This window comes from Achromobacter aegrifaciens, from assembly GCF_902859735.1.
In the GTDB taxonomy this organism is placed as follows: domain Bacteria; phylum Pseudomonadota; class Gammaproteobacteria; order Burkholderiales; family Burkholderiaceae_B; genus Achromobacter; species Achromobacter aegrifaciens.
Genome location: NZ_CADIJY010000007.1, coordinates 135,488 through 158,523 on the forward strand (window position 1 = coordinate 135,488; position 23,036 = coordinate 158,523).

Annotated in this window: 21 protein-coding genes; 8 read left to right on the forward strand and 13 right to left on the reverse strand. The window is 65.6% G+C overall.

The features are described from left to right. The first annotated feature begins 15 nt into the window (after window positions 1-15). The 3 genes from HV766_RS20570 (at window position 16) to HV766_RS20580 (ending at window position 3,050) form a co-directional block, all read left to right on the forward strand. Window positions 16-1,215: a ribonucleotide-diphosphate reductase subunit beta gene (locus HV766_RS20570; protein WP_054458346.1), complete on the forward strand. Its 1,200-nt coding sequence runs from the start codon at window positions 16-18 to the stop codon at window positions 1,213-1,215. Window positions 1,216-1,639: 424 nt separating this feature from the next. After that, window positions 1,640-2,308: a histone H1-like DNA-binding protein gene (locus HV766_RS20575; RefSeq protein WP_054458344.1), complete on the forward strand. Its 669-nt coding sequence runs from the start codon at window positions 1,640-1,642 to the stop codon at window positions 2,306-2,308. A 181-nt stretch (window positions 2,309-2,489) separates the two neighbouring features. Then, a complete protein-coding gene (locus HV766_RS20580; RefSeq protein WP_054458342.1) occupies window positions 2,490-3,050 on the forward strand; it encodes a YggT family protein in 561 nt (186 codons plus the stop codon). Between the two features lie 27 nt (window positions 3,051-3,077). On the opposite strand, the gene HV766_RS20585 is transcribed toward HV766_RS20580, so the two are convergent. The 13 genes from HV766_RS20585 to HV766_RS20645 form a co-directional block, all read right to left on the reverse strand. Then, window positions 3,078-4,520, reverse strand: coding sequence for a D-alanine--poly(phosphoribitol) ligase (locus HV766_RS20585; protein ID WP_175161244.1), 1,443 nt, complete (start codon window positions 4,518-4,520; stop codon window positions 3,078-3,080). A 16-nt stretch (window positions 4,521-4,536) separates the two neighbouring features. Next, window positions 4,537-5,664: an MBOAT family O-acyltransferase gene (locus HV766_RS20590; RefSeq protein WP_054458338.1), complete on the reverse strand. Its 1,128-nt coding sequence runs from the start codon at window positions 5,662-5,664 to the stop codon at window positions 4,537-4,539. A gap of 7 nt (window positions 5,665-5,671) precedes the next feature. After that, entirely contained in the window at window positions 5,672-5,881 is a 210-nt protein-coding gene (locus tag HV766_RS20595) for a hypothetical protein (protein ID WP_054458336.1), read from the reverse strand. After that, window positions 5,878-7,065 carry a D-alanyl-lipoteichoic acid biosynthesis protein DltD gene (locus HV766_RS20600; protein WP_054458333.1) on the reverse strand — a complete coding sequence of 396 codons (1,188 nt, stop codon included), beginning with the start codon at window positions 7,063-7,065 and terminating at the stop codon, window positions 5,878-5,880. The genes HV766_RS20595 and HV766_RS20600 overlap by 4 nt, the downstream gene beginning before the upstream one ends. After that, window positions 7,043-7,282 carry an acyl carrier protein gene (locus HV766_RS20605; protein ID WP_006226661.1) on the reverse strand — a complete coding sequence of 80 codons (240 nt, stop codon included), beginning with the start codon at window positions 7,280-7,282 and terminating at the stop codon, window positions 7,043-7,045. Before HV766_RS20605 ends, HV766_RS20600 begins: the two co-directional genes overlap by 23 nt. Before the next feature lie 416 nt (window positions 7,283-7,698). Further along, on the reverse strand, window positions 7,699-8,202 hold the full coding sequence (locus HV766_RS20610; RefSeq protein WP_013391382.1) for an outer membrane lipoprotein: 504 nt from the start codon (window positions 8,200-8,202) through the stop codon (window positions 7,699-7,701). 195 nt (window positions 8,203-8,397) lie between these two features. Further along, window positions 8,398-9,339: a carbohydrate kinase family protein gene (locus HV766_RS20615; protein WP_054458332.1), complete on the reverse strand. Its 942-nt coding sequence runs from the start codon at window positions 9,337-9,339 to the stop codon at window positions 8,398-8,400. Window positions 9,340-9,351: 12 nt separating this feature from the next. Next, window positions 9,352-10,719: a DUF3426 domain-containing protein gene (locus HV766_RS20620; protein WP_175181756.1), complete on the reverse strand. Its 1,368-nt coding sequence runs from the start codon at window positions 10,717-10,719 to the stop codon at window positions 9,352-9,354. 24 nt (window positions 10,720-10,743) lie between these two features. Further along, the gene (prmA, locus tag HV766_RS20625) at window positions 10,744-11,673 is read right to left on the reverse strand and encodes a 50S ribosomal protein L11 methyltransferase (RefSeq protein ID WP_054458328.1); all 930 of its coding nucleotides are present in this window, start codon (window positions 11,671-11,673) and stop codon (window positions 10,744-10,746) included. 103 nt (window positions 11,674-11,776) lie between these two features. Next, window positions 11,777-13,123: an acetyl-CoA carboxylase biotin carboxylase subunit gene (accC, locus tag HV766_RS20630; protein WP_054458326.1), complete on the reverse strand. Its 1,347-nt coding sequence runs from the start codon at window positions 13,121-13,123 to the stop codon at window positions 11,777-11,779. Window positions 13,124-13,132: 9 nt separating this feature from the next. Next, window positions 13,133-13,591 carry an acetyl-CoA carboxylase biotin carboxyl carrier protein gene (accB, locus tag HV766_RS20635; RefSeq protein ID WP_054458324.1) on the reverse strand — a complete coding sequence of 153 codons (459 nt, stop codon included), beginning with the start codon at window positions 13,589-13,591 and terminating at the stop codon, window positions 13,133-13,135. Window positions 13,592-13,678: 87 nt separating this feature from the next. Next, window positions 13,679-14,113: a type II 3-dehydroquinate dehydratase gene (aroQ, locus tag HV766_RS20640; RefSeq protein WP_013391376.1), complete on the reverse strand. Its 435-nt coding sequence runs from the start codon at window positions 14,111-14,113 to the stop codon at window positions 13,679-13,681. A gap of 89 nt (window positions 14,114-14,202) precedes the next feature. Beyond that, complete coding sequence (locus tag HV766_RS20645) at window positions 14,203-14,736, reverse strand: TlpA family protein disulfide reductase (protein ID WP_054458322.1); 534 nt, start codon at window positions 14,734-14,736, stop codon at window positions 14,203-14,205. Window positions 14,737-14,830: 94 nt separating this feature from the next. Here HV766_RS20645 and mpl point away from each other — a divergent pair, with 94 nt between their 5' ends. The 5 genes from mpl (at window position 14,831) to HV766_RS20670 (ending at window position 22,971) form a co-directional block, all read left to right on the forward strand. Continuing rightward, window positions 14,831-16,201 (forward strand): UDP-N-acetylmuramate:L-alanyl-gamma-D-glutamyl-meso-diaminopimelate ligase, encoded by a 1,371-nt coding sequence (gene mpl, locus HV766_RS20650; RefSeq protein WP_054458321.1) that lies wholly within the window; start codon window positions 14,831-14,833, stop codon window positions 16,199-16,201. A gap of 29 nt (window positions 16,202-16,230) precedes the next feature. Then, on the forward strand, window positions 16,231-16,833 hold the full coding sequence (locus HV766_RS20655; protein ID WP_054458319.1) for a YqiA/YcfP family alpha/beta fold hydrolase: 603 nt from the start codon (window positions 16,231-16,233) through the stop codon (window positions 16,831-16,833). 72 nt (window positions 16,834-16,905) lie between these two features. Further along, entirely contained in the window at window positions 16,906-18,810 is a 1,905-nt protein-coding gene (locus tag HV766_RS20660; RefSeq protein ID WP_054458317.1) for a ribonuclease catalytic domain-containing protein, read from the forward strand. Between the two features lie 1,016 nt (window positions 18,811-19,826). Beyond that, window positions 19,827-20,498: a response regulator transcription factor gene (locus tag HV766_RS20665; RefSeq protein WP_059374017.1), complete on the forward strand. Its 672-nt coding sequence runs from the start codon at window positions 19,827-19,829 to the stop codon at window positions 20,496-20,498. Next, window positions 20,485-22,971: a sensor histidine kinase gene (locus HV766_RS20670; RefSeq protein WP_119450717.1), complete on the forward strand. Its 2,487-nt coding sequence runs from the start codon at window positions 20,485-20,487 to the stop codon at window positions 22,969-22,971. The genes HV766_RS20665 and HV766_RS20670 overlap by 14 nt, the downstream gene beginning before the upstream one ends. Window positions 22,972-23,036: the final 65 nt, after the last annotated feature.

Sequence of the window (23,036 nt, forward strand, 5' to 3'; positions counted from 1 at the left end):
TCCGGAGAATGAATCATGATTAATTGGGAAGACGACACCATCGCCACGCAACCTGCACAATCGCCCGCACCCGCGGCGGGCGGGCAGGCTGCGCCCGCAGTCCGGGCGGCGACCGGTGTTTTCGGCGACACCGCCATGCCGACGCCTGCCGCGCCTGAACACGCGGCTGGCCTGGCCGCCAGCGGCTCCGCCACCTCGCAACGCGTGAAGGTTGCCGACAAGCGCATCATCAACGGCCAGACCGACGTCAATCAGCTCGTGCCCTTCAAGTACAAGTGGGCATGGGAGAAGTACCTGGCGACTTGCGCCAACCACTGGATGCCGCAAGAGATCAACATGTCGCGCGACATCGCCCTCTGGAAGAACCCGAACGGGCTCACCGAGGACGAGCGCCGCATCGTCAAGCGCAACCTGGGTTTCTTCGTCACCGCCGACTCGCTGGCCGCGAACAACATCGTGCTGGGCACCTACCGCCACATCACGGCGCCCGAGTGCCGCCAGTTCCTGCTGCGCCAGGCGTTTGAAGAAGCGATCCACACGCACGCCTATCAATACATCGTCGAAAGCCTGGACCTGGACGAAGCGGAGATCTTCAACGCTTACAACGAAGTGCCGTCCATCCGCGCCAAGGACGAGTTCCTGATCCCGTTCATCGACGCGATCGCGGACCCCAACTTCAAGACGGGCACCCCCGAAGCCGACCAGACGCTGCTGAAGTCGCTGATCGTCTTCGCTTGCCTGATGGAAGGCCTGTTCTTCTACGTTGGCTTCACGCAGATCCTGGCGCTGGGCCGCCAGAACAAGATGACCGGCGCCGCCGAGCAGTACATGTACATCCTGCGCGATGAATCCATGCACTGCAATTTCGGCATCGACCTGATCAACACCGTCAAACTGGAAAATCCGCATCTGTGGACGCCGGAATTCCGCGAAGAAATTCGAGAACTCTTCCGCAAAGCGGTCGAACTCGAATACGCTTACGCCGAAGACACGATGCCGCGCGGCGTGTTGGGCTTGAACGCACCTATGTTCAAATCCTACCTGCGCTTCATCGCCAACCGTCGTTGCCAGCAAATCGGTATCGAACCGCTGTACCCGCAGGAAGAAAATCCCTTCCCGTGGATGGCGGAAATGATCGATCTTAAAAAGGAACGCAACTTTTTTGAAACTCGCGTGATCGAATACCAAACCGGTGGCACGCTGAGCTGGGAGTAAAAGCAGTACGTCATCAGGCCCGGCGCGGGCACGCTCCAGACGCAAGGAGCGTTGCGTTCGCGACAGGCTTGATGATGTTCTCCCTGGTCAGGGTGTTTTGCCGCCGGGCCGCCCCAAGGCAAAACGCGCCCCCTCGGGGGGCAGCAAGCCGAAGGCGCGGCGTGGGGGCAATCGAACACACGTAGAACAAGCGGTCGGCGGCCTGTGATCAGGTCGTCTACCGGCGCCATTTGAAATGGCTCGCGCCAAAGGAGCGGGGGCCATATCAAATGGCTGTGCCGAATTCATTAGCGCAAACCGTAGTAGCTGTTGCTCGCACAGAACAGCGGCTTGCGCCGATGAATAGCCCGGGCACGATGCGCCTTGTTGGCGGATCGGGGCACGGGTTTAAGTTCTGGGACCCCTGAACCTAAGGAGCATGACCATGGCAACAGCCAAGAAAGCCGTAAAGAAAGCGGTGAAGAAGCCCGCCGCCAAGAAGGCAGTAGCGAAGAAGGCCGCACCGGCCAAGAAAGCTGCCGTCAAGAAGGTAGCCGTCAAGAAAGTCGCTGCCAAGAAGCCGGCAGTGAAGAAGGTTGCCGCCAAGAAGCCGGCAGTCAAGAAGGTCGCCGCCAAGAAAGCGGTAGCCAAGAAGGCCGTCGCCAAGAAGGCAGTCGCCAAGAAAGCGGTAGCCAAGAAGGTTGTCGCCAAGAAGGCCGTGGCCAAGAAAGCTGTCGCCAAGAAGGCGGTTGCCAAGAAAGCCGTAGCCAAGAAGGTCGTCGCCAAGAAGGCCGTCGCCAAGAAAGCGGTAGCCAAGAAGGCCGTCGCCAAAAAGGCTCCTGCTGCCAAGAAGGCGGTTGCCAAGAAGGCCGTAGCCAAGAAGGCGCCTGCCGCCAAGAAGGCTGTTGCCAAGAAGGCCCCCGCTGCCAAGAAGGCTCCTGCTGCAGCCAAGCCTGCTGCTGCCAAGAAGCCTGCTGCCGCCAAGAAGCCCGCTGCGAAGAAAGCCGCTCCGAAGAAGCCCGCAACGCCGCCGTCCACGGCTGCTGCTCCGGGCGCGAAGACCGCGCTGAACCCCGCCGCGTCGTGGCCGTTCCCGACGGGTGGCCGTCCTTAATCCGGACGGTTCGAAGCACTAGCTTCGCAGAGCCGCCTGGCTTAAGCCGGGCGGCTTTTTCGTGCCCGCGCGGCCCGGCATCGGCCAGCATCCTCCAGAACGGCGAGCGCGCGCGGCCTGCAGGCGATTTTTCGCCTGGGCATGCGACAATTGACTCCTCTTTTTCAGGGTGACCGTGTCCATGCTCGATGAAATCTTGCGTTTCCTTCTCGAAATCGTGTTCACGCTGTTTGGCGCGGCGCTGATTGCGCGCGCCTGGATGCACGCGATACGGCTGCACCCCTTCAACCCGTTGTCGCGCTTCATCTACCAAGTCACCAACTGGCTGGTGATGCCGCTGCGCAAGATCATTCCCGCCGGCAACAAGATCGACTGGACCAGCCTCGTCGCCGTGTGGTTGTCCGCGTTGGTCTATCTGGTGCTGATCTGGCTGGTGGTGATCGGTGCGCTGATTCCGCTGGATTACCTGCCCAGGGTCATGGGCTCGGCGCTGATCATGGCCGTCAAATGGGCGCTGAACCTGGTGGTATGGCTGACGCTGATCCAGGCCGTGCTGTCGTGGGTGAATCCGATGGCGCCCATGATGCCGCTGCTGCAGGCGCTGACCGCGCCCATGCTGGACCCCATCCGCCGCCTGCTGCCGCGCACCGCGATCGACTTTTCGCCGCTGGTGCTGCTGATCGTCGCGCAGGTGCTGTTGATGGTGCTGTCCAACATCAGCCAGCGCATGGTGGGTCTGTAAAGCGGCGGGGCCACGCCCCGCCGGCCCTTACGCCGGAATACCGGCGTAGATCTCGACCAGCTTCTTGCGGTCGATCTTGTGATTGTTCGACATCGGTAGCGCCGCGCAGGCCACCAGCTCGGACGGCACCATGTAAGGCGGCAGGCGCTGCGCCAGCCGCTCTTTCCAGCCCGCCAGCGCCTCAGGCGCCAAAATGCGCGGCGCCTGCTCCTCCACCCCCGCCACGAATCCGATCAAGCGCACCGCCGTGCCGTCGGGCCTGCGCAGCACTGCGCAGGCGCCGCCCTCCACGCCCGGCAGGCCATGCAGCGCCTCGTCGATCTCGGCAAGCTCGATGCGATAGCCGTTCAACTTGATCTGGTCGTCCATGCGGCCGCGGCAGAACAGCAGGCCGTCGCTCTCCATCTGGCCCAGGTCGCCCGTGCGGAAGGCGCGGCGGCCGTCGGCGTAGGTGTAGAGCTTGGCTTCGTTCAGGTCCGGGCGATTCAGATAACCGCGCATGACGTGGTCGCCCACGATGCAGATCTCGCCTTCGTCCACGATCAGCACGCTATCCGGCTTGGCATGCCCCACGGGCAGCGGGTCGTGCGCGGCCAGGACGGCGTCCGTGACTTCGATCCAGGTGGTCGCCACGGTGGCTTCCGTGGGGCCGTAGGTATTGAGGATGACGGCGTCCGGGAAACGCTGGCGCAGCTTCTTGGCCAGCGCCGCGGGCAGCGGCTCGCCGCAAAACAGGAAGGTGCGCAACCCAGGCAATGCAGCCGGCGAGAAATCGCGGTTGGCCAGTTGCTGATGCGCGAACGACGGCGTGGACACCCAGACCGTCACACCGTGCTCCGCCAGGCGGGCCATCCAGGCAGCAGGCGCGGCAATCTGTTCGCGTGCATTCAGCACGCAGCAACCGCCCGCGGCCAAGGTGGCGAACACTTCGTACATGGACAGGTCAAAGCTGAATGGCGCCTGGTTCATGAACACGGGCGCTTCGCCCAGACCGAAGCTGCCCAGCATCCAGTCGCCCAGCAGGCCCACGCTTTCGCGGCCGATCTGCACGCCCTTCGGGTCACCCGTGCTGCCGGACGTGAACATGACGTAGGCCAGGCCGCGCTCGGCCAGCATGGCGCCCTCGCCCGACGTGAAGCTGCCGCTGGCGGCATCGAACACGGCGGCGGCGCGCACGATCTCGACGATGCGGCGCAAACGCTCTTGCGGATAGATGGTATCCACCGGCACGAACGGCGCCCCGATCAGCAAGGCGCCGACCATGGCGACGAAGAATGCAGCTTCCTTGTGACCATAGATGGCCACCGGCACGTCCGGCGCCACGCCCTGCCTGCGCGCCTCGTCGGCCCAGGCACCTGCCTCGGCGCGCAATTGCGACCAGCTCAGGCTGCGGTCGGCGGCGACGACCGCAGGCGCATCGGGCGCATATCCGGTATCTGTGAACTGGAAAGACTTCAGATCGAAACGCATGCCGAAACTCCCGGCGTCAGATGGGACTGCGGCCGCTGAACACGTACAGCGCCAGCGCAGCAAGAATCAGGGTGAGCACGCGCCCGAGAAAGCGCATGACGGGCTGCGCCAGCGCAGCCTGCAAGGCCGGGCGGGTGCGCGCCGCGTTGATCAGCAGGTTGTGGCCCACCGAGTACGCGCCGAACATCAGGCCGCTGACGATGTAGTGCAGCGACAGGCCATTCCAGACGCCCATGGCCAGCAAGGTCGCGAAGATGCCGATGTTCTGCGCCGCCATGCGGTGGCGTCCAAAGAACTTGGTCTTGCTCAGCGCCTTGTAGATGGGCATGAACACCACGTCGCGCAACCACTCCGACAGGCTGATGTGCCAGCGGCGCCAGAAATCCTGCGGGTTCAGTGTGGCCAGCGGATTGCGGAAGTTGATCGGCAACGTGAAGCCGAACAGCATGCCGATACCGATCGCCATGGTGGAATAGCCGGCGAAGTCGAAGAACAGATAGGCGCTGTAGAGCGTAGCGTTGAGCGCCACGCCAGTGAACGAATAGTCATGCGCGTCCAGCGTCGCAAGGCCGTAGCGCCAGATCAGTTCGGCCACGCCGAACTTCTGGATTACGCCCAGCATGATGAGCTCCAGGCCGCTGAGCCAGGTGTTCAGGTTCACGCCTTCGTAGCCGCGCTTCAGGTCCGCCTGGAAATTACGCCAGCGGTACATGGGACCGGCCAGCAACGTCAGCGGGAAAAACAGGTAGATGAAGTAGTCCAGCGGCGACACGCGTTCGTTGCGCTGCGCGAACAGCAGCACGTCGATGGCGCGGAACGTGGCGAAGGACAGCCCCAGCATGGCACCCAGGTGCGACACGCCCGTCTTCACCAGCAGCAGCGGCGTCATGGTGATGATCACGGCCAGCCAGGTGGGGATGTAGTTGCGCCGCACCGCCCACAGCGCGGTGCCGGAAATGGCCAGCAAGGCGATGGGTTGATACGGGCGCGCCCAGAACACCGCCATCCACACGCCCAGGCAGATCACGCCGATGATGTGGCGGTAGCCGATACGGAACGGCATGCCGAAGGAACGGTAGGCCAACAGGCCCAGGCCGCCGCACAAGGCGCCGCCGAAAAAGCTCAAGCTTGCGAACAATTCCATGGCGGGCTCAGAACTGTTGGTATTGGAATTCGACCTTGATCGGCCCGCCGCTGCCCGTGGTGGGCTGCGCCTGCAGCACGAACACCAGGATCACGCCGATATACAGGCATAGGTGCCAGAGAAATCGGCGGCCCCAGGCGACGGCCGCCTTGCGGGTTTCCTGCCCTTCAACAGCGCGGCCGGCCTCGGGCGCGGCCGCGGGAAGAATCTTGCTCATCGGGAAAAGTACTCCGCAATGCCTTGATCGGCCATGGCCCAGCCAAGTTCGGCGAGGTGCATGTCGTCGCGCAGCATGCCCGGTTCAAAGGGGATGCTGTAGAGATCCAGGCAGCCCATCTGGTAGCGCTCGCACATACCCGTGATGGCGGCCACCACCGGGTCGAAGCGTTCCACGTCCAGGATGAGCTTGGGATTGAAGGGCTGGATGACGAAGTAGGCGTGGACCTTGCGCTTCTGCAGCAAGGCCATCACGCGCGACAGGTCGCCGAGTTCCGTGCGGGTGATCGGATCGATGTCGGCGAACTCGTTGCGGGCTGGCGAATACAGCGCCGCCAGGTACTGCTTGTAGTAATCGTCGCGCACGTCGTAGGGGTTATGGCCGCCCAGGTCCTGTTCGACCACGCGCGCCTGATGCGTCAGCCGGCCCCACTGGCCCTGGTCCAGGCGTGCGGCCGACGGCCACGACACGTAGCGGTGCGCCGGCACGGATAGCTTGGTGCGCGGACGATCGGGTGCAGGTTCCTTGCGCGCATGCCACCACAGCGCCAGCTTGTCCTTCAGCTCGGCAACCTGGCCATTGGCGATGAGCCACAGCAGGCCCCAGTTGGCGTTGTCGCTGATCCAGTTCTGCATCTGTTCGCGCGTGTTGGGCTGGTCCCAGAGCCGGTCCCAGACCGGTCCCGTGACGTGCTCCGCGAACGCGCTGCGCGGCAACTGCCCGCCCGAGGCAAACCAGGCCGGCGACAGCATGATCACCAACCGTGTATTGGGCGTGAGCGAATCCGCCACCGACTCCAGCACGCTGACGATGCCATAGGACTGGAACATGGCGTGGCCATAGGCCAGCGTCGGCACTTTCAGCTCTTCGGGGAAGAAGCGGTAAGGCACGAAGCGCAGGTCGTGGCTGGACAGTTCGGACGAGCCGAGCACGACCAGCGTGCCATCGCTCAGGGCGTTGCCCAGGCGGTTCAGGTTGACGTGCTGCGTACCCCAGTCCGGCCCCAGGTTGGGCAGGTAGTTGCTCTTGGCGGAGCCCGCGGCCGAGGGCGCCGACATGGGATTCACGACGCGGCTGAGCAGATCGTCCGCGCCGCAATACGTACCCACCGCCAGAGCCACCGCCGTCGCGGCTGCCGCGACGTGAGACAACAGCCGGGTATTACGAAGTATGGGCAGCGACATAGCCGGCAAGCGTGCGGACCGACTGTAGGTGCTCCGCGATCTCGGGAGCCGGAATGCTGCAGCCGTACTCCGACTCGACCGCCAGCGTGATGTCCACGGCGGCGAGCGAATCGACCAGGCCTGTGGCAATCAACTGCGTATCGGGGGTGACTTTCTTCATGACGATCGACTCGACGATCTCGCCGATCTTGGTGTGGAGTTCTTGCTCGGTATGCATAGATAGTGCGGCGTTACAGGCCTGATCGGCCAACAATCCCCCGCCCCGGGATTCAGGACGACGAGATTACAGAGAAACTGCTGAAACCAGGCTGAATATCCAGCCCCCCCGGCAATCGACGTTCCGATGCACTCAGTTACATGATTTTCGCAATGCGACGTCGATCGCAGGCGCAATCATGGCACCACGTTCGTCAAATCGCCATGACGCTTTTGGAGGAAATCGCGAGAAAACGCTGGCAAACGTAACGTTCGCGGGTAAGTCCCTGGGCGCCGCGTTGCGGCCGAGCGACAGATTTTTACGCTTATCCAGCTTTTGCCGCCTTGCCCCCCTTTTCGCCCCATGCACCGGCAATAAAAAAGCCCCCTGACGGGGGCTTTTGCGTGGCCGCGCCGCAAGCGGCGCTGGACTGGTCATTACATCGGCGTAACGCGGGTCGGGCCGGAGCCGCTGATCACCTGCACGCGCTGTCCCACGCTGATGGGCACATCGGCTTCCTGCGCGACCACGCGGGTTTCGCCGTTGTCCAGGCGCACGGTGATTTCGTAGCCGGAATTCTTGCCGGTCTGGTTCTCGATGGCGTTACCCGCCAGCGCGCCCAGGATGACACCGCCCACAGTGGCGATGGTGCGGCCGGTGCCGCCGCCGATGGCGTTACCCGCCACGCCGCCCAGCGCGCCGCCGGCCACCATGCCGACGCCGCTGGACTTGTCGTTCTGGATCACGATAGGACGCACGCCGGTGACCGTGCCAGTACGGACGATCTGCTCGCGCTGCGCCTGGTCATAGCTGTAGACGCCGCTGGACGCGCTGCGGTTGGCGCAGCCGCCCAGGACCGCCATCGAGGTCACGACGGCGGCGATCGCCAGCCAGCGCCCCGCGCGCGGCGTCACCAGGGAAAAAGTTTTGCTTTGATTCATTTGGACTCCTCGATCGGCCGTTGCCGACGATGTACTCATCATACCCTGGCCCCGAATTGGGGCCAGCGATGCTGCAACACACTGAAACGCACCGCCAGAAGCTGAAAAACACAGCCGCAAAAGACGCCGGAACCCGGCGTCTTCAGCCCTCGCCAACGCTTCGACCGCAGCGCAACTGCAGGGTTCCCGAGGGGTTTAGAGCGGCAGATGAATACCGTAGGTCGCGTGCAGCACGGCGTCGATCTCGGCGCGCGATGGCGCATGGTTTTGCGGGCCGCGCGAAGCGATCTTGATGGCGCCCATGACGTTGCCCAGACGGCAGCTGTCTTCCCAGTTCCAGCCGCTGGTCAGGCCGTAAAGCAGGCCGCCGCGCTGCGCGTCGCCGCAGCCGGTCGGGTCGACCACCTGGGCCGCGCGCACCGGCGGAATCTGGATGGTCTTGCCTTCGGTCAGCAACGTGGCGCCTTCCGCGCCGCGCGTCACCACCACGGCCTGCAAGCTACGGGCGATGTCGTCCATGCTGCGGCCCGTGCGCTGTTCCACCACGCCGGCTTCATAGTCGTTCACCGTCAGCGCCTGCGCCAGCTTGAGCATGCGCTCCAGGTCCGCCCCATCGAACAGCGGCATGGCCTGGCCCAGGTCGAAAATGAACGGAATGCCGCGCTTATGCAGGCGCTCGGCATGGGCGAACATGCCTTCCTTGGCGTCGGGCGCAACGATGGCCCAGGCCGCGTCGGCGTCGCTCAGATCATTTTCCGCCGCGTGCGACATGGCGCCCGGGTGGAAGGCAGTGATCTGGTTGTCGTCCAGATCGGTGGTGATGAAGCACTGCGCGGTGAACGTCTCCGGAATCACCTTCACTCGGCTGACGTCGATGCCCAGGCCAGCCATGCGCTCCATGTACTCGCCCGCGTCTTCACCCACGGTCGCGACAGGCACTGGCTTGCCGCCCAGCAGGTTCATGTTGTAGGCGATGTTGCCCGAGCAGCCGCCGTATTCCTTGCGCATGCTGGGCACCAGGAACGACACGCTCAGCGACTGGATGCGGTCGGCCAGAATGTGTTCCTTGAAACGTCCTTCAAACACCGCGATGGTGTCGAACGCCATCGAACCGCAAACCAGAACTGGGGTAGCCATGCGAGTCATCCCTTAAGGAAAGAATTTATTGATTTGAAAGCCATTGACCTGGACGCCAGTCACTTCAATCGGCACGGAAATCTTCAATTCGCCCTGAGGCGCGAAAGGACCGCGCAGTTGCTCGGGCGTCAGATAATCTTCGGGCTTGAGCGCGCGGCGCACCACCACCGTGTCCGACAGGTCGTTCAGGTCCAGCATCAGGGCGGGCCAGTGCTGCGGCTTGTCGTGACGGTTGCGCATCACCACCGTCAGCACCAGGCGGCTGCGGCCGTCATCGATCGCTGCCGCGCCGGTCGGCGGCTGCAGCGACGAGGAAGTGATGTGTATGAGTTCCAGGCGACGCGCGTACCCCACGGTGCAGCCCAGCGGCTGGCACGCCATCTCCAGCGCCGGCCGCAGAATGGGCACGGAATTGGCGATATCGGTGCGGTACACGTATGCCAGTTGCAGGCCCAGCGCGATCAGGCCGATCAGGCAGGCGTAGCCCCATAGCTTGCGCAGCAGGCCTTGCCGCTCCTCGCGGTCCTGGTCGAGGAATTCGGGCGGCGCGCGGCCCACGTCGGTGGCGCTGGAATAACGCGTGCGGGTGTCGCCCAGCACGGGCTCGCCAGCGTCTTCGCGATCGGGGCCGTGATCGTCGCGGTAGTGTTCCCGGTAATCGTCGGGGTCGTCGTCGCGATGCTCGTCGGCGTACTCGTTGTCGTACTCGTCGTCGCGCGCTTCGTCACGCACGTCGGCGCGAGCGCGCCCTATGGTGAAGGACGGCTCCGCATGCTGGCCGCGCACGGCCGTGTCGGCATGATGCCCCGCCCTCGAAGCCGCGGGCGCAGTCCAGCGCAGCGGATCCTCGTCATCGCCTACGTCGTCGTCGGCCAGGTCGTCCGATTCATGACGGCTTGCATCTTCCTCGCCTGGGATCGATTCGGCGCGCCGGCGGATATCGTCGCGGCCGCGCAGCACGGCAGGCGGCACCGCGGGCGGACTGTAGGGCGCCGCCACGGGTGCGCGCGGCGGTTCGGGCTCGTCGTCCCAGGGCGCGATCTGTGAAAAATCCACCGCGGGCGCGGGACGCTCCGGCGGCGGTGCGGCGGGAGGCAGAGGCGCAATGGGGGCAACCGGCACCTGCGGCGCAACGGGCGTCGCCGGCGTCGCCAGGACTGGTGCGGCCTGGCTGGCGGCGGGCGTCACCGGCATCGGCATCGGCGGTGCGGCCGGCGGCACGGATTGCGGCGCCGCGCCCGCGGCCGGCAGCAGGCAGGCGCGCCCGTCAAACACGGTCGAGCAGGCGCCGCAGCGCACCAGGCCATTACGGACCCGCAGCTGGTCAGGCACCACCTTGAAGGTGGTGCCGCACTGCGGGCAACGGGTGGTCAGGGCCATGGCGCGATCCAGCGGTGGCAGCGCTCAGGCCTTCTGGCCGTGCAAGCACACCCAGCCGTCGCGCGCGCGCCAGACCGACATGGCGATCCAGGGCGCGTAGGCGGCGGCCACTTCCTCGGCCTGCCGTTCCAGCACGCCGGACAAGACCAGATGGCCGCCCGCGGCAACGCGTCCGGCCAGCATGGGCGCCAGCACCTTCAGGGGGTTGGACAGGATGTTGGCGACCACCACTTCGAACGTGCCATCCGCCAGCCCGTCAGGCAGCATGGCCCGCAGCTCGACGTGGTTGACCTCGGCATTGAAGATGGTGCTCTGCACTGCCTGGGCGTCGATATCCACCGCCTGAGTCGGACCCGCGCCCAGCTTGCGCGCGGCGATCGCCAGGATGCCCGAGCCGCAGCCGTAGTCCAGCAGCGTGGCGCCGGCCGGCAACTCGGCTTCCAGCCAGGCCAGGCACAGATGCGTCGTGGGATGGCTGCCGGTGCCGAAGGCCAGGCCCGGATCCAGCTCGATGTGGATTGCGCCTTCCTGGGTGGCGGCGTCCGGCTCGAAGGCCGGCACATCGGGATTGTCGCGGTGCCAGCTGGGCACGATCCACAGGCGTTCGGCGATATGGATGGGGCCGAACTGCGACTGTGTCAGGCGCACCCAGTCGGCGTCGGGCACGTCACGCAGGCTCCAGCCCTCGAACACGGCGGGATCGAGTTCGCCCGCGGCGGCGGCTTCTTCCATGATCTGCGCGGGATCGGCTCCGTCGGGCAGCAGGGCGACGACGCGGTTGCGGTCCCAGGCCTGCACGTCGGGCTCGGTGCCCGGTTCGCCGAACAAGGGACGCTCGTCGTCGGTGCCCAGGTCGGCATCTTCGACGGATACCGACAGCACGCCAGCTTCCAGCAGGGCATCCGAGAGGGCTTCGGCCTGCGCCTCCAGGCAATGGAGCACGAGTTCACGCATGATGATTCTTCCATCTGGTCAACGGGCCGCGGCTTGCGCCGCGGCCCGTTGACCGTAAAACAAAACAGGAGCGGCCCGGGAGCGGAAAGCCCCCGGATCGCGGTCAGGGACGCTGAGCCAACTTGTGTTCCAGGTAATGGATGCTGGTGCCGCCTTCGATGAAGCGGGCGTCCTGCAGCATTTCGCGATGCAGCGGGATGTTGGTGGAAATGCCTTCCACCACCATTTCCGACAGCGCGGTGCGCATGCGGGCCAGTGCCTGGTCGCGCGTGTCGCCGTAGGTGATGACCTTGGCGATCATCGAGTCGTAGTTCGGCGGCACGAAATAACCGTTGAACGCATGCGAATCGATACGCACGCCCGGGCCGCCCGGCGTGTGCCAGTTGGTGATGCGGCCGGGGCTGGGCACGAAGCGGAACGGATCTTCCGCGTTGATGCGGCATTCGATCGCGTGGCCCTTGAAGGTGATGTCGCGCTGGCGCAGCGTGAACTTTTCGCCGGCGGCGATCAGGATCTGCTGCTGGACCAGGTCCACGCCGGTGATCAGCTCGGTAACCGGGTGTTCGACCTGGATGCGGGTGTTCATTTCGATGAAATAGAACTCGCCGTTTTCATACAGGAACTCGAACGTGCCCGCGCCGCGGTAGCCCATCTTGCGGCAGGCATCGGCGCAACGGTCGCCGATGCGCTCGATCAGGCGGCGCGCGATGCCGGGCGCCGGCGCTTCCTCGATGACCTTCTGGTGACGGCGCTGCATGGAGCAGTCGCGCTCGCCCAGCCAGACCGCGTTGCGGCCGCCGTCGGCAAGCACCTGGATTTCCACGTGGCGCGGATTCTCCAGGAACTTCTCCATATAGACTTCGGGGTTGTTGAACGCGGCGCCCGCTTCGGAACGCGTCATGGTGACGGCGTTCAGCAGCGCAGCCTCGGTGTACACCACGCGCATGCCGCGGCCACCGCCGCCGCCTGCCGCCTTGATGATGACCGGATACCCGACTTCGCGCGCAATGCGGACGATTTCCTGCGGATCGTCGGGCAAAGCGCCTTCCGAACCCGGCACCACCGGCACGCCGGCTTCGATCATGGCGCGCTTGGCGCTGACCTTGTCGCCCATCAGGCGGATGGTGTCGGGACGCGGACCGATGAAGACGAAGCCACTCTTTTCGACGCGATCAGCGAAGTCGGCATTTTCGGACAAGAACCCGTAACCCGGGTGGATTGCCTCGGAATCCGTGACTTCGGCCGCCGAAATGATGGCCGGCATGTTCAGGTAGCTTTCACGCGACGGCGCGGGCCCGATGCACACCGATTCATCGGCCAGGCGCACGTACTTGGCTTCGCGGTCGGCTTCGGAGTGCACCACCACGGTCTTGATGCCCAGCTCGCGGCAAGCGCGCTGAATGCGCAGGGCGATTTCGCCCCGATTGGCGATCAGGATTTTTTCGAACATTTTCAGCTATCAGCCAATGACGAACAGGGGTTGACCGTACTCGACGGGCTCGCCGTTTTCGACCAGGATTTCTTTGATGACGCCGGACTTGTCGGCTTCGATTTCATTGAGCAGCTTCATGGCTTCAATGATGCACAGCGGATCGCCTTCCTTGACGGTGGCGCCGACGTCGATGAACGGCGCGGCGCCCGGGTTCGGCGCGCGATAGAACGTGCCGACCATCGGAGCCTTCACGACATGGCCCTGGATCACCGGCGCAGCTTCGGCGGCGGCGGGCGCGGCCGGAGCGACGGCCTGGGCCACCGGCGCCGCCGGCACGCCGGCTTCGGGGTGGTGGTAGGCGACCGGTTGCAAGGTCTGCGAGAACTTGACGATCCTCACCTTGCCTTCGCCTTCGGTGATTTCCAGCTCGGCGATGCCCGATTCAGCCACCAGGTCGATCAGGGTTTTGAGTTTTCGGAGGTCCATAGAAGCTGCTTCCCGAGATAGTGTCGGCGACGTCCCAGCGTCGGGTCCGCGCCATATAAGATGTAAATGCTGTGGTTTGGTGCGAGATCAGTGCCGCACTGCGTAACGCAGAGCCGCCTCGTAGCCATCCGCGCCCAGGCCGCTGATGAGGCCTACCGCCAAGTCGGACAGATAAGAGTGATGCCTGAAGGGCTCTCGCTTATACAGATTGGACAAATGTACTTCAATAAATGGGATCGCGACCCCAGCCAGCGCATCGCGAATTGCGACGCTGGTGTGCGTATATGCCGCCGCGTTGATGATGATGAAGTCGGTGCCGTCTTGCCGGGCCGCCTGGATGCGGTCAACCAGCGCGCCTTCGTGATTGCCTTGCCACGCTGTCAGCGTGGCGCCCAGTTCGCCTGCGAGCAGCTCAAGTCCCTCGTTGATCTGTTGCAGCGTAAGGCTGCCGTAGATGTGAGGTTCTCGGGTGCCGAGCAGGTTCAGGTTCGGGCCATGCAATACCAGTATGTTTTGCGCCATGCGCTTGCCAATGAGTGGTTTGCCAATTGTTGGCAAAACAGCCGATAAACCAGCTTTTTACGCCAATTCCTACTATTTGTCCAACAGACTTACGCCTTTAAACCAGATAGGGTGCGATCCAGGTCGTCGGGCTGGATTTCACCCAATATCTTCCGGTTAATTCCGCCATCTGCATTGAAAACAATAGTAAAAGGCAGGCCACCGCTGGGGTTCCCCAGCTTACGCAATGTATCGATGGCGCCGGCCCCTATCACCCACAAGGGGTAGGAAACCTGTACTTTCTCGACAAATTTTTGCATATTCGCAGCCGAATCGACACCAATGCCGACAAATCGTACATGCGGGTACTTTTTCTGCAAAACGTCGAGTTCGGGCATTTCTCGGACGCACGGCGCGCACCAGGTTGCCCAGAAATTGACCACGATGGGCTGGCCTTTCCAGCCCGCCAGCGTATGGGACGCCCCGTTCAGGTCGGGCAGCGGCATCTGCATCAGGGCGGCGACGGGATCGCCGGCATCGGCTGCGGCCGAGGGCGTCGAGGTCTTGCGGCCCATCAGGGTGTAGCCGCCCGCAACCGTGGCGGCTATGGCCACGCCGGCGGAAAGAAGTAGGCGTCGATTCATGGCGCGATCATAACCGCTGCCGCAGGTTTGCGCCGCGCGGGCCGCGGCTGGCCGCCACTCTATATATATACAATGCAGGACAGGAGAGTTTTCAATGCACCTGCATATTCTTGGCATCTGCGGTACGTTCATGGGCGGTCTGGCGCTGATCGCGCGCGCCGCCGGCCACAAGGTCACTGGTTGCGATGCGGGCGTGTACCCGCCCATGAGCACGCAACTGTCCGAACAAGGCATCGAGCTGATCGAAGGCTTCGGCGCCGAACAGCTGGCGCTCAAGCCCGATCTCTTCGTGATCGGCAACGTGGTCAGCCGCGGCAATCCTTTGATGGAGGCCATCCTGGATTCGGGCGCGCGCTACGTGTCCGGCCCGCAATGGCTGGGCGACAACATCCTGCCCGGCCAGCACGTGCTGGCGGTGGCGGGCACCCACGGCAAGACCACCACCAGCTCGATGCTGGCCTGGGTGCTGGAAGCCGCGGGGCTCGCGCCCAATTTCCTGATCGGCGGCGTAGCACAGGACCTGCACGTGTCCGCGCGCTTCGATCCGTCGCGCCGCCCCTTCGTGATCGAGGCGGACGAGTACGACACCGCCTTCTTCGACAAGCGCTCGAAGTTCGTGCACTACCGTCCGCGCACGGCCATCCTGAACAATCTTGAATACGATCACGCCGACATCTTCCCCGATCTGGCAGCGATCGAGACTCAGTTCCATCATCTGGTGCGCACCATCCCTGGATCGGGCCGCATCGTGCGCCCGGCCCACTGCGCCGCGCTGGACCGCGTGATTGCGCGCGGATGCTGGTCCGAAACCGTCACGTTCGGCGCCGATGGCGCCTGGCAGGCGACGGCTCCGGATGCCGAGGGCGCATTCAGCGTGCTGCGCGGCGGCGTGACTGCCGGCACCGTGCGCTGGAACCTGACGGGCGAGCACAACCGCATGAACGCGCTGGCGGCTCTGGCCGCCGCCGAACACGTGGGCGTGCCGGCAGCCCAGGGCATCGAGGCCCTGAGTCGCTTCGCGGGGGTGAAGCGCCGCATGGAACTGCGCGGCACGGTCAACGGCATCAAGGTCTACGACGATTTCGCGCATCATCCCACCGCCATCGCCACCACCCTGGAAGGCCTGCGCCGCCAGGTCGGGCCGGCCCGTATCCTGGCCGTGCTGGAACCGCGCTCCAACACCATGAAACTGGGCACCATGGCCGCCCGCCTGCCCGAGGCCCTGACCGACGCCGATCTGGTGTTCTGCTTCGGCGCCCATTCCGGCAAGCACGCCCTGGGCTGGAATCCGGCCGAAGTGCTGGCGCCCCTGGGCGACCGCGCTTCCAGCTACGATGACATCGGCGCGCTGGTCGCCGCCGTGGCGGGCGCGGCGCGTCCGGGCGACCAGGTGCTGGTCATGAGCAACGGCGGCTTCGGCGGCGTGCACGGCAAGCTGCTGGACGCCTTGCAGGCGCGCGGCTGATTCCGGCAAAGACACCGCAAAGGCGAGCCATGATTCTTTATCTGCACGGTTTCCGTTCCTCGCCGACCTCCTTCAAGGCCCGGATGATGGCCGACGCCATGGCCGAACGCGGCCTGTCGGCGGCCTGGGCCTGCCCGCAACTGCCCGCCAGCCCGCGCGAAGCCGTCGCGCAGGCGTTGGACATCGCCCGGCGCCAGCTGGCAGGCGCGGACTCGCCCCGTGCGCTGACCATCATCGGCTCGTCGCTGGGCGGCTTCTATGCCACCTGGCTGGCCGAACAGCTGGGCTGCAAGGCGGTGCTGCTGAATCCGGCGGTCGAGGCCGCCCGCGACCTCGCCACCCAGATCGGCGAGCACCGCATGTATCATTCCGACGCGCCGTTCGTCTTCCTGCCCGAATACGTGGACGAACTGGCCGCCATCCATGTCCCCCGCATCTCCCAGCCCGACCGCTACCTCCTGGTGGCGGCCACCGGCGACGAGGTGCTGGATTGGCGCGAGATGCGCGACCGCTACGCGGGCTGCCGCCAGCGCATCGTGCAAGGCAGCGACCACGGTTTGTCCGATTTTGCGGACTGGATGCCCGAAGTGCTTGAATTCGCCCTTGGCGACAAGCAGGTTCGCCCCCAATAATCAGTATCAGACTTCTACACTCTATAAGCAGCGCAAGGCGGCGCGTGCGCGCCGCCCAGGACGATCCCCACCATGTATGTGTTTTACGAAGACGACGGCAGCTTCAAGGCCGGCAATATCCTGTCCGAGACCGACGCCAGCCTGCAGGTGGAATCGGAATCCGGCAAGCGCAGCAAGATCAAGCGCGCCAACACCTTGTTCAACTTCGCCGCGCCCGAACCGGCCGCGCTGATGAGCCAGGCGGCCGCGACCGCCGAAACGCTGGACCTGCAATTCCTGTGGGAATGCGCGCCGCAGGATGAATTCGACTCCCCCGCGCTGGCCGCCGACTACTTCGGCCACGCGCCCACGCCGGTGGAACAGGCCGCGCTGCTGATGCGCCTGCACGGCGCGCCGGCGTACTTCCACCGTCGCGGCAAGGGCCGCTACCGCCCCGCCCCGCCGGACATTCTGGCCGCCGCCCTGGCCGCGCTGGAGAAAAAGCAGCGCCAGGCCGAGCAGCAGCAGGAATGGGTGGATGAAATGGCTGCCGGACGCCTGCCCGAGCCCATCGCCCAGGCCGCGGAGTCGCTGCTGATCCGCCCGGACAAGAATTCGCAGCAATGGAAGGCGCTGGACGCCGCCTGCGCCAAGCTGGGCAAGAGCCCCGACCGCCTGCTGCTGGAACTGGGCGCCTGGCCGCATGCGCTGGCGCTGCACAAGCGCCGCTTCCTGGCGGTGAATTTCCCGCGCGGACTGGCGTTCCCGGACCTGGAACTGCCTGCCATCGACCGCGAGCTGCCGTTGTCCGACGCCGAAATCTATTCGGTGGACGACGTCACGACCACGGAAATCGACGATGCGCTGTCCGTCTCCACCTTGCCCGACGGCCGCCTGCGCGTCGGCGTGCACGTGGCGGCCCCGGGCATTACCGTGACCCGCGACAGCGATTTCGACAAGCTGGCGCGCGCGCGCCTGTCCACCGTCTACATGCCGGGCGACAAGATCCCCATGCAGCCGGACAGCATCATCCAGGCGTTTTCGCTGGACGCCGGCCGCGAAGTGCCGGCGCTGTCCCTGTACGTGGTGGCCGATCCGGAAACCGGCGAAATCATCGAATCGGAAACCCGCCTGGAACGTATCGTGGTGCGCGAGAATCTGCGCCACAACATGCTGGACGCCCAGGTCACGGAAGCCAGCCTGTCCGATCCGTCGGCCGACCTGCCCTACGGCCACTGGCTGCGTCCGCTCTGGAAGCTGGCCCAGGCCCTGTCGGCGCAGCGCGAGAACGTGCGCGGCAAGCCTGAGAACAATTCGCGGGTGGAGTACAGCTTCTACCTGGACGGCAACCCCGACGATCCCGACACGCCGGTACGCCTGGTGCCGCGCCAGCGCAACGCGCCGCTGGACCGCATGGTGGCGGAATACATGATCCTGGCGAACAACCTCTGGGGCGGCCTGCTGCACCAGCATGGCGTGCCGGGCATCTACCGCTCGCAACAGGCGGGCCGCGTGCGCATGAGCACCCAGGCCCTGCCGCACGAGGCCATCGGCGTGCCGCAGTACGCCTGGAGCACTTCACCGCTGCGCCGCTATGTGGACCTGGTGAACCAGTGGCAGTTGATCGCTGCGGTCGAGCACGGCGTGTCCGCCCGCCTGGTCGCCCCTTTCAAGCCGCGCGACGCGGACCTGTTCGCCATCATCGGCGCCTTCGATGCGCAATACGCAGCCTGGGCGGAGTTCCAGAGCGCGATGGAACGCTACTGGTGCCTGCGCTGGCTGAAGCAGCACAACGTGACCCGCACGGTGGCGCACGTGCTGCGCGAGGATCTGGTGCGGTTCGCTAATGCGCCGCTGGTGACTCGGGTGGGGGGGATGCCTGAGTTGGAGCGGGGGACTGCGGTGGAGATTGATATTCTGGGGATGGATGAGTTGTCTCTGGAGCTGGATTGCCGGTATATCGGGGAGATCAGTCCTGCTGTGGGTGGGCAGGAGTAGGTTTCTTTTGCTCCGGCGTCTTTGGGCGATGCGCTGCGATTTCTTCGTAGGCCGCCCGTCGGCGCGGGCGCCTGAGGGGTGGGCGCCCACGATTGCGGTCCGGAGCCTTCGCTCCGGACTGCCCCTTCGTCATCTTCGTCCAGGCCTTCGGCCTTCCCTTCAGATTCCCTCGGGCGCATCGAGGTTGCCCGCCCCTCAGGCGCCCGCGCCGACGGGCTACGTGCGTCTTGGACTGATGCGCTGCTAGAGCCGTGGTCAGGGACGATGCTTGTGCTGCCCGCCATTCTCGGCCGCGCGGGCGGCCGTGAATGACATACGTGATTTTCTGAATTTCGATTGTGTTCGCTTGCGCGTATGCGACGAATGGTTTGCTATTGGTCTCCAGCTCTTGGGGGATGGCGGTGATGGGTGGCGCGCGACGGACAGCCGCTTGCGCATGCAGATCCGGACGCGCGCCACCCATCCGGCATTCGCGTTGAAGTAACGATTACTGGCCGACCGCGTGCTTGGCCATCTCCCCAACACAACACCATACCCAGACCTGATTCTCGCTTGCCATATGCGTCACAAAGAGAACGCCTCCACCACCAGCGCGCAGCGCCATCGCGCGACGCAAGACGCCGTGTAAGCCCCAAAAGGCCGCCCGCGCGGCCGGCCTGGGGCGGGCCCCGCAAGACACGCCCCAACCCACTAGCCGTGGCGAGAACGCCAAGCACACCGACCGCCCCAGCGCCCGTGAAGATTCATACATCGGAGCCTGTCGCGTCGGCGGCCTGCGGGGCGCGGGGCGTCGATAAGCCCGAGGGAATCTGAAGGGAAGGCCGAAGGCCTGGACGAAGATGACGAAGGGGTAGTCCGGAGCGAACGCTCCGGACCGCAATCGTTGCCCCGCGCCCCGCAGGCCGCCGACGCGACAGGCGTCTTAAGAACCAAGCCCGCGCCCGCATCAAGACCCACAGAACCCTCACACCCCTATAAACTCCCCCCGAAAGCCACAAAAGACACGGAGACAACACATGCGCATTTTGCTGGTCGAGGACAATCTCGATCTCGGCGATGCCGTGGAAAGCAAGCTGCGTTTCGCCGGCCATAGCGTGCAATGGGTACGCGACGGCGTGGCGGCGTTGCGTTGGGGCCTGGACGAGACCTGGGACGCCCTGGTGCTGGACATCAACCTGCCCGGCAAGGACGGCTTCACCGTCATCCGGGAACTGCGCGCCGCCGGTCTGGAAGCCCCTGTGCTGGTCATGACCGCGCGCGCCGAAATCGAAGACAAGATCGACATGCTGGACCTGGGCGCCGACGACTATCTGGTCAAGCCCTTCGACCTGCGCGAACTCGAAGCCCGGCTGCGCGCGCTGATGCGCCGCCCCGCCGGCCAGACCAGCAGCGTCACCGTCTATGGCAATCTCAGCCTGGACCTTGCCAACCGCAATGTCAGCGTGGCCGGCGCGCCGCTGGAGCTGGGCCGGCGCGAATTCCGTCTGCTGGAGATACTGCTCGGCAAGCTGGGCCAGACCGTCGCCAAGGAACGGCTGATGAACCAGCTCTTCGACCTGGACGACGGCACGCTCAATGCGCTGGAGCTGCTGATATCGCGGCTGCGCAAGAAGCTGACGGGCGCCTCGATCGATATCGTCACCGTGCGCGGCGTCGGCTATCAGGCCCGCAGCCATGAAGAACCCTGAAAACTTTTCCATCCGCCGCCGTGTCTTCGCGCTGGGCGTGCTGCTGCTGGCCTGCGCGCTGATCGGGCTGGTGTTCTTCCTGCGCGGCTACGCGCAGCGCGCGGCGGAACAGGCGTTTGACCGGCTGCTGGCGGCGTCGGCGCTGACCATCGCCGGCTCGGTGCAGATCGAAGACAACAACGTCACCGTCGAACCGCCGGTGTCCTCATTGGCCATGCTGTCCGGCGGCGAGCGCGTGTTCTACGAGGCCCGCACCTCGAACGGCCGCCTCATCACGGGCTACGACGACCTGGCGCCCGGCATGCCGCTGGCGCAGTCGGCCACGCCGGTGTTCGCCTATCTGCGCTATCACGACGAACCCGTGCGCGTCGCCACCGTAGGCCGGCTGGTGTCCGCCAGCCAGCATGCGGGTTGGGTGACGGTGCGAGTGGCCGAGACGCTAGGCTCGCGCGAGGCGTTGGCCGACGAGATCCTGGGGCGCACCGCACTGCCGCTGGTAGTGGTGTCCCTCGTGGCGCTGGGCCTGCTGTGGTTCGGGGTGCAACGGGCCTTCGCGCCGCTGGCCGTGGTGGAGCGCGAATTGCGCAGCCGCGCGCCCGACGACCTGGCGCCGCTGGTGACGCCCGTGCCGCAAGAAGTGCGACGGCTGGTCGAAGCGCTGAACGCCTTCATGCAGCGCCTGTCCGGCGTCATGGGCACGCTCAACACCCTGGTGGCGGATGCCGCCCACCAGGTCCGTACGCCGCTGGCCTCGCTGCGCGCCCAAGCCGAAGTCGCCCTGGAAGAAACCGATCAGCAAAGGCTGCACGCGCGCCTCGAACGCATCCATCTGAACGCCACCCATGCCAGCCAGTTGATCAATCAGCTGCTGATGGATGCCACCATCACGCACCGCCTGGGCAAGGGATCGCGCACGCTGGTGGGCGTAGCCGAGACCGTCAACGAAACGCGCCGCCGCATCGGCCCGCTGGAAGCGCAGCGCCTGCGCATCGAAATCGCGCCCGAGGTCCGCCGCGCCCGCATCGCCGGCGACCGGGTCGCCTTGCGCGAAATGCTGCGCAACCTGGTGGACAACGCCCTGCGCTATGCGCCCGACGGCCCCGTGGACATCCAGGCCACGCCCGTGGCGGGTTTTCGCGTGGCGCTCACCGTGTCGGACCGCGGGCCGGGCGTGGCCGACGACGAAAAGGACGCCGTGCAGCAGCGCTTCACCCGCGGCCGCGCCGGCGAAACGCAGCCCGGGTCGGGATTGGGGCTTTCCATCGTGCGCTCGGTGGCGGCCGCCCACGGCGGTTCGCTCTGGCTGCAGGACCGTCCGGGCGGCGGCCTGACGGCGCGCGTGATCCTGCCGCTGGCGCGTTCCGCGCCGGGGCGCGCAGCAGCCGCCTGCCTGGGCGCGCTGTGCATGGCGGGCCTGCTGCTGGGCTCGGCCCCCGCCGAGGTACGTGCCGCCGACATCGCGGAAGTCGTCACCCGCTACCCCGCGCCGCAGCCCACTTCCCGGGTCCTGACCATCGCCGGACCCACGGACACGCCGGTGGTCGCGCCGCTGATCCAGGGCTTCCAGTCGCAACGGCCGGACGTCACCGTGGTGTACCGCGAGATGGGCAGCCGCGAGCTCTACGAAGCGGCCGTCGCCGGACAGTTGAAGGACGTGGACGTGCTGATGAGTTCGGCCTCCGACCTGCAGATCCGGCTGGCCAACGACGGCTATGCGCTGAGCTATTCCTCGCCCTACGCCGCCAAGCTGCCCTCCTGGGCCATCTGGCGCCACGAGGTCTATGGCTTCACCTTCGAGCCGGCCGTCATCGTCTACAACCCCAAGCGCTATACCGAAGCCACCGTGCCGCGCTCGCGCCAGGACCTGTTGCGCCTGCTGGAACGCGACGCCGCGAAGCTGCGCGGCCGCATCGGCACCTATGACATCGCAGCCAGCAGCGTGGGCTATCTGCTGGCCGAGCAGGACGAGCTGGTGTCGTCGAACTTCTGGGGACTGGCCAACGCCATGGGCCAGGCCGGCGTGCGCCTGTCGGCCACCAGCGCCGAGATCCTGGACGCCATCGAGAACGACCAGATCGACATCGGCTACAACATCCTCGGCTCCTACGCGCTGTCGCGGCAGGCCGCGGGCGCGCCCATCGGCGTGGTCTTTCCGCAGGATTACGTGCTGGTGCTGGCGCGCTCGGTGCTGATCGCGCGCACCGCACCCAGCCCTGAGCTGGGCCGGGCGCTGGTGGACTGGCTGCTGTCGCCGGCCGGACAACAGGTGGCGTCCAGCCATGCGGCGCTGGGCTCCATCATGGAAGACACGCCTGGCCGCTGGACCTCCGAAGCGGTGCTGGCGCGTTCCCAGGGCATCGTGCAGCCGGTGGTGCTGAGCCCGGCCCTGCTGGTCGGCCTGGACCAGCGCCGCCATTCGCGCTTCGTGCAGAACTGGATCCGGCTGGTGACGGACACACCCGCGCGGCCGTAAGGATCGAACGCGCGCGCGCCCACGCCGCCCAGGGATTTCCCCTAGACGCATCCTGCCGCCATGAC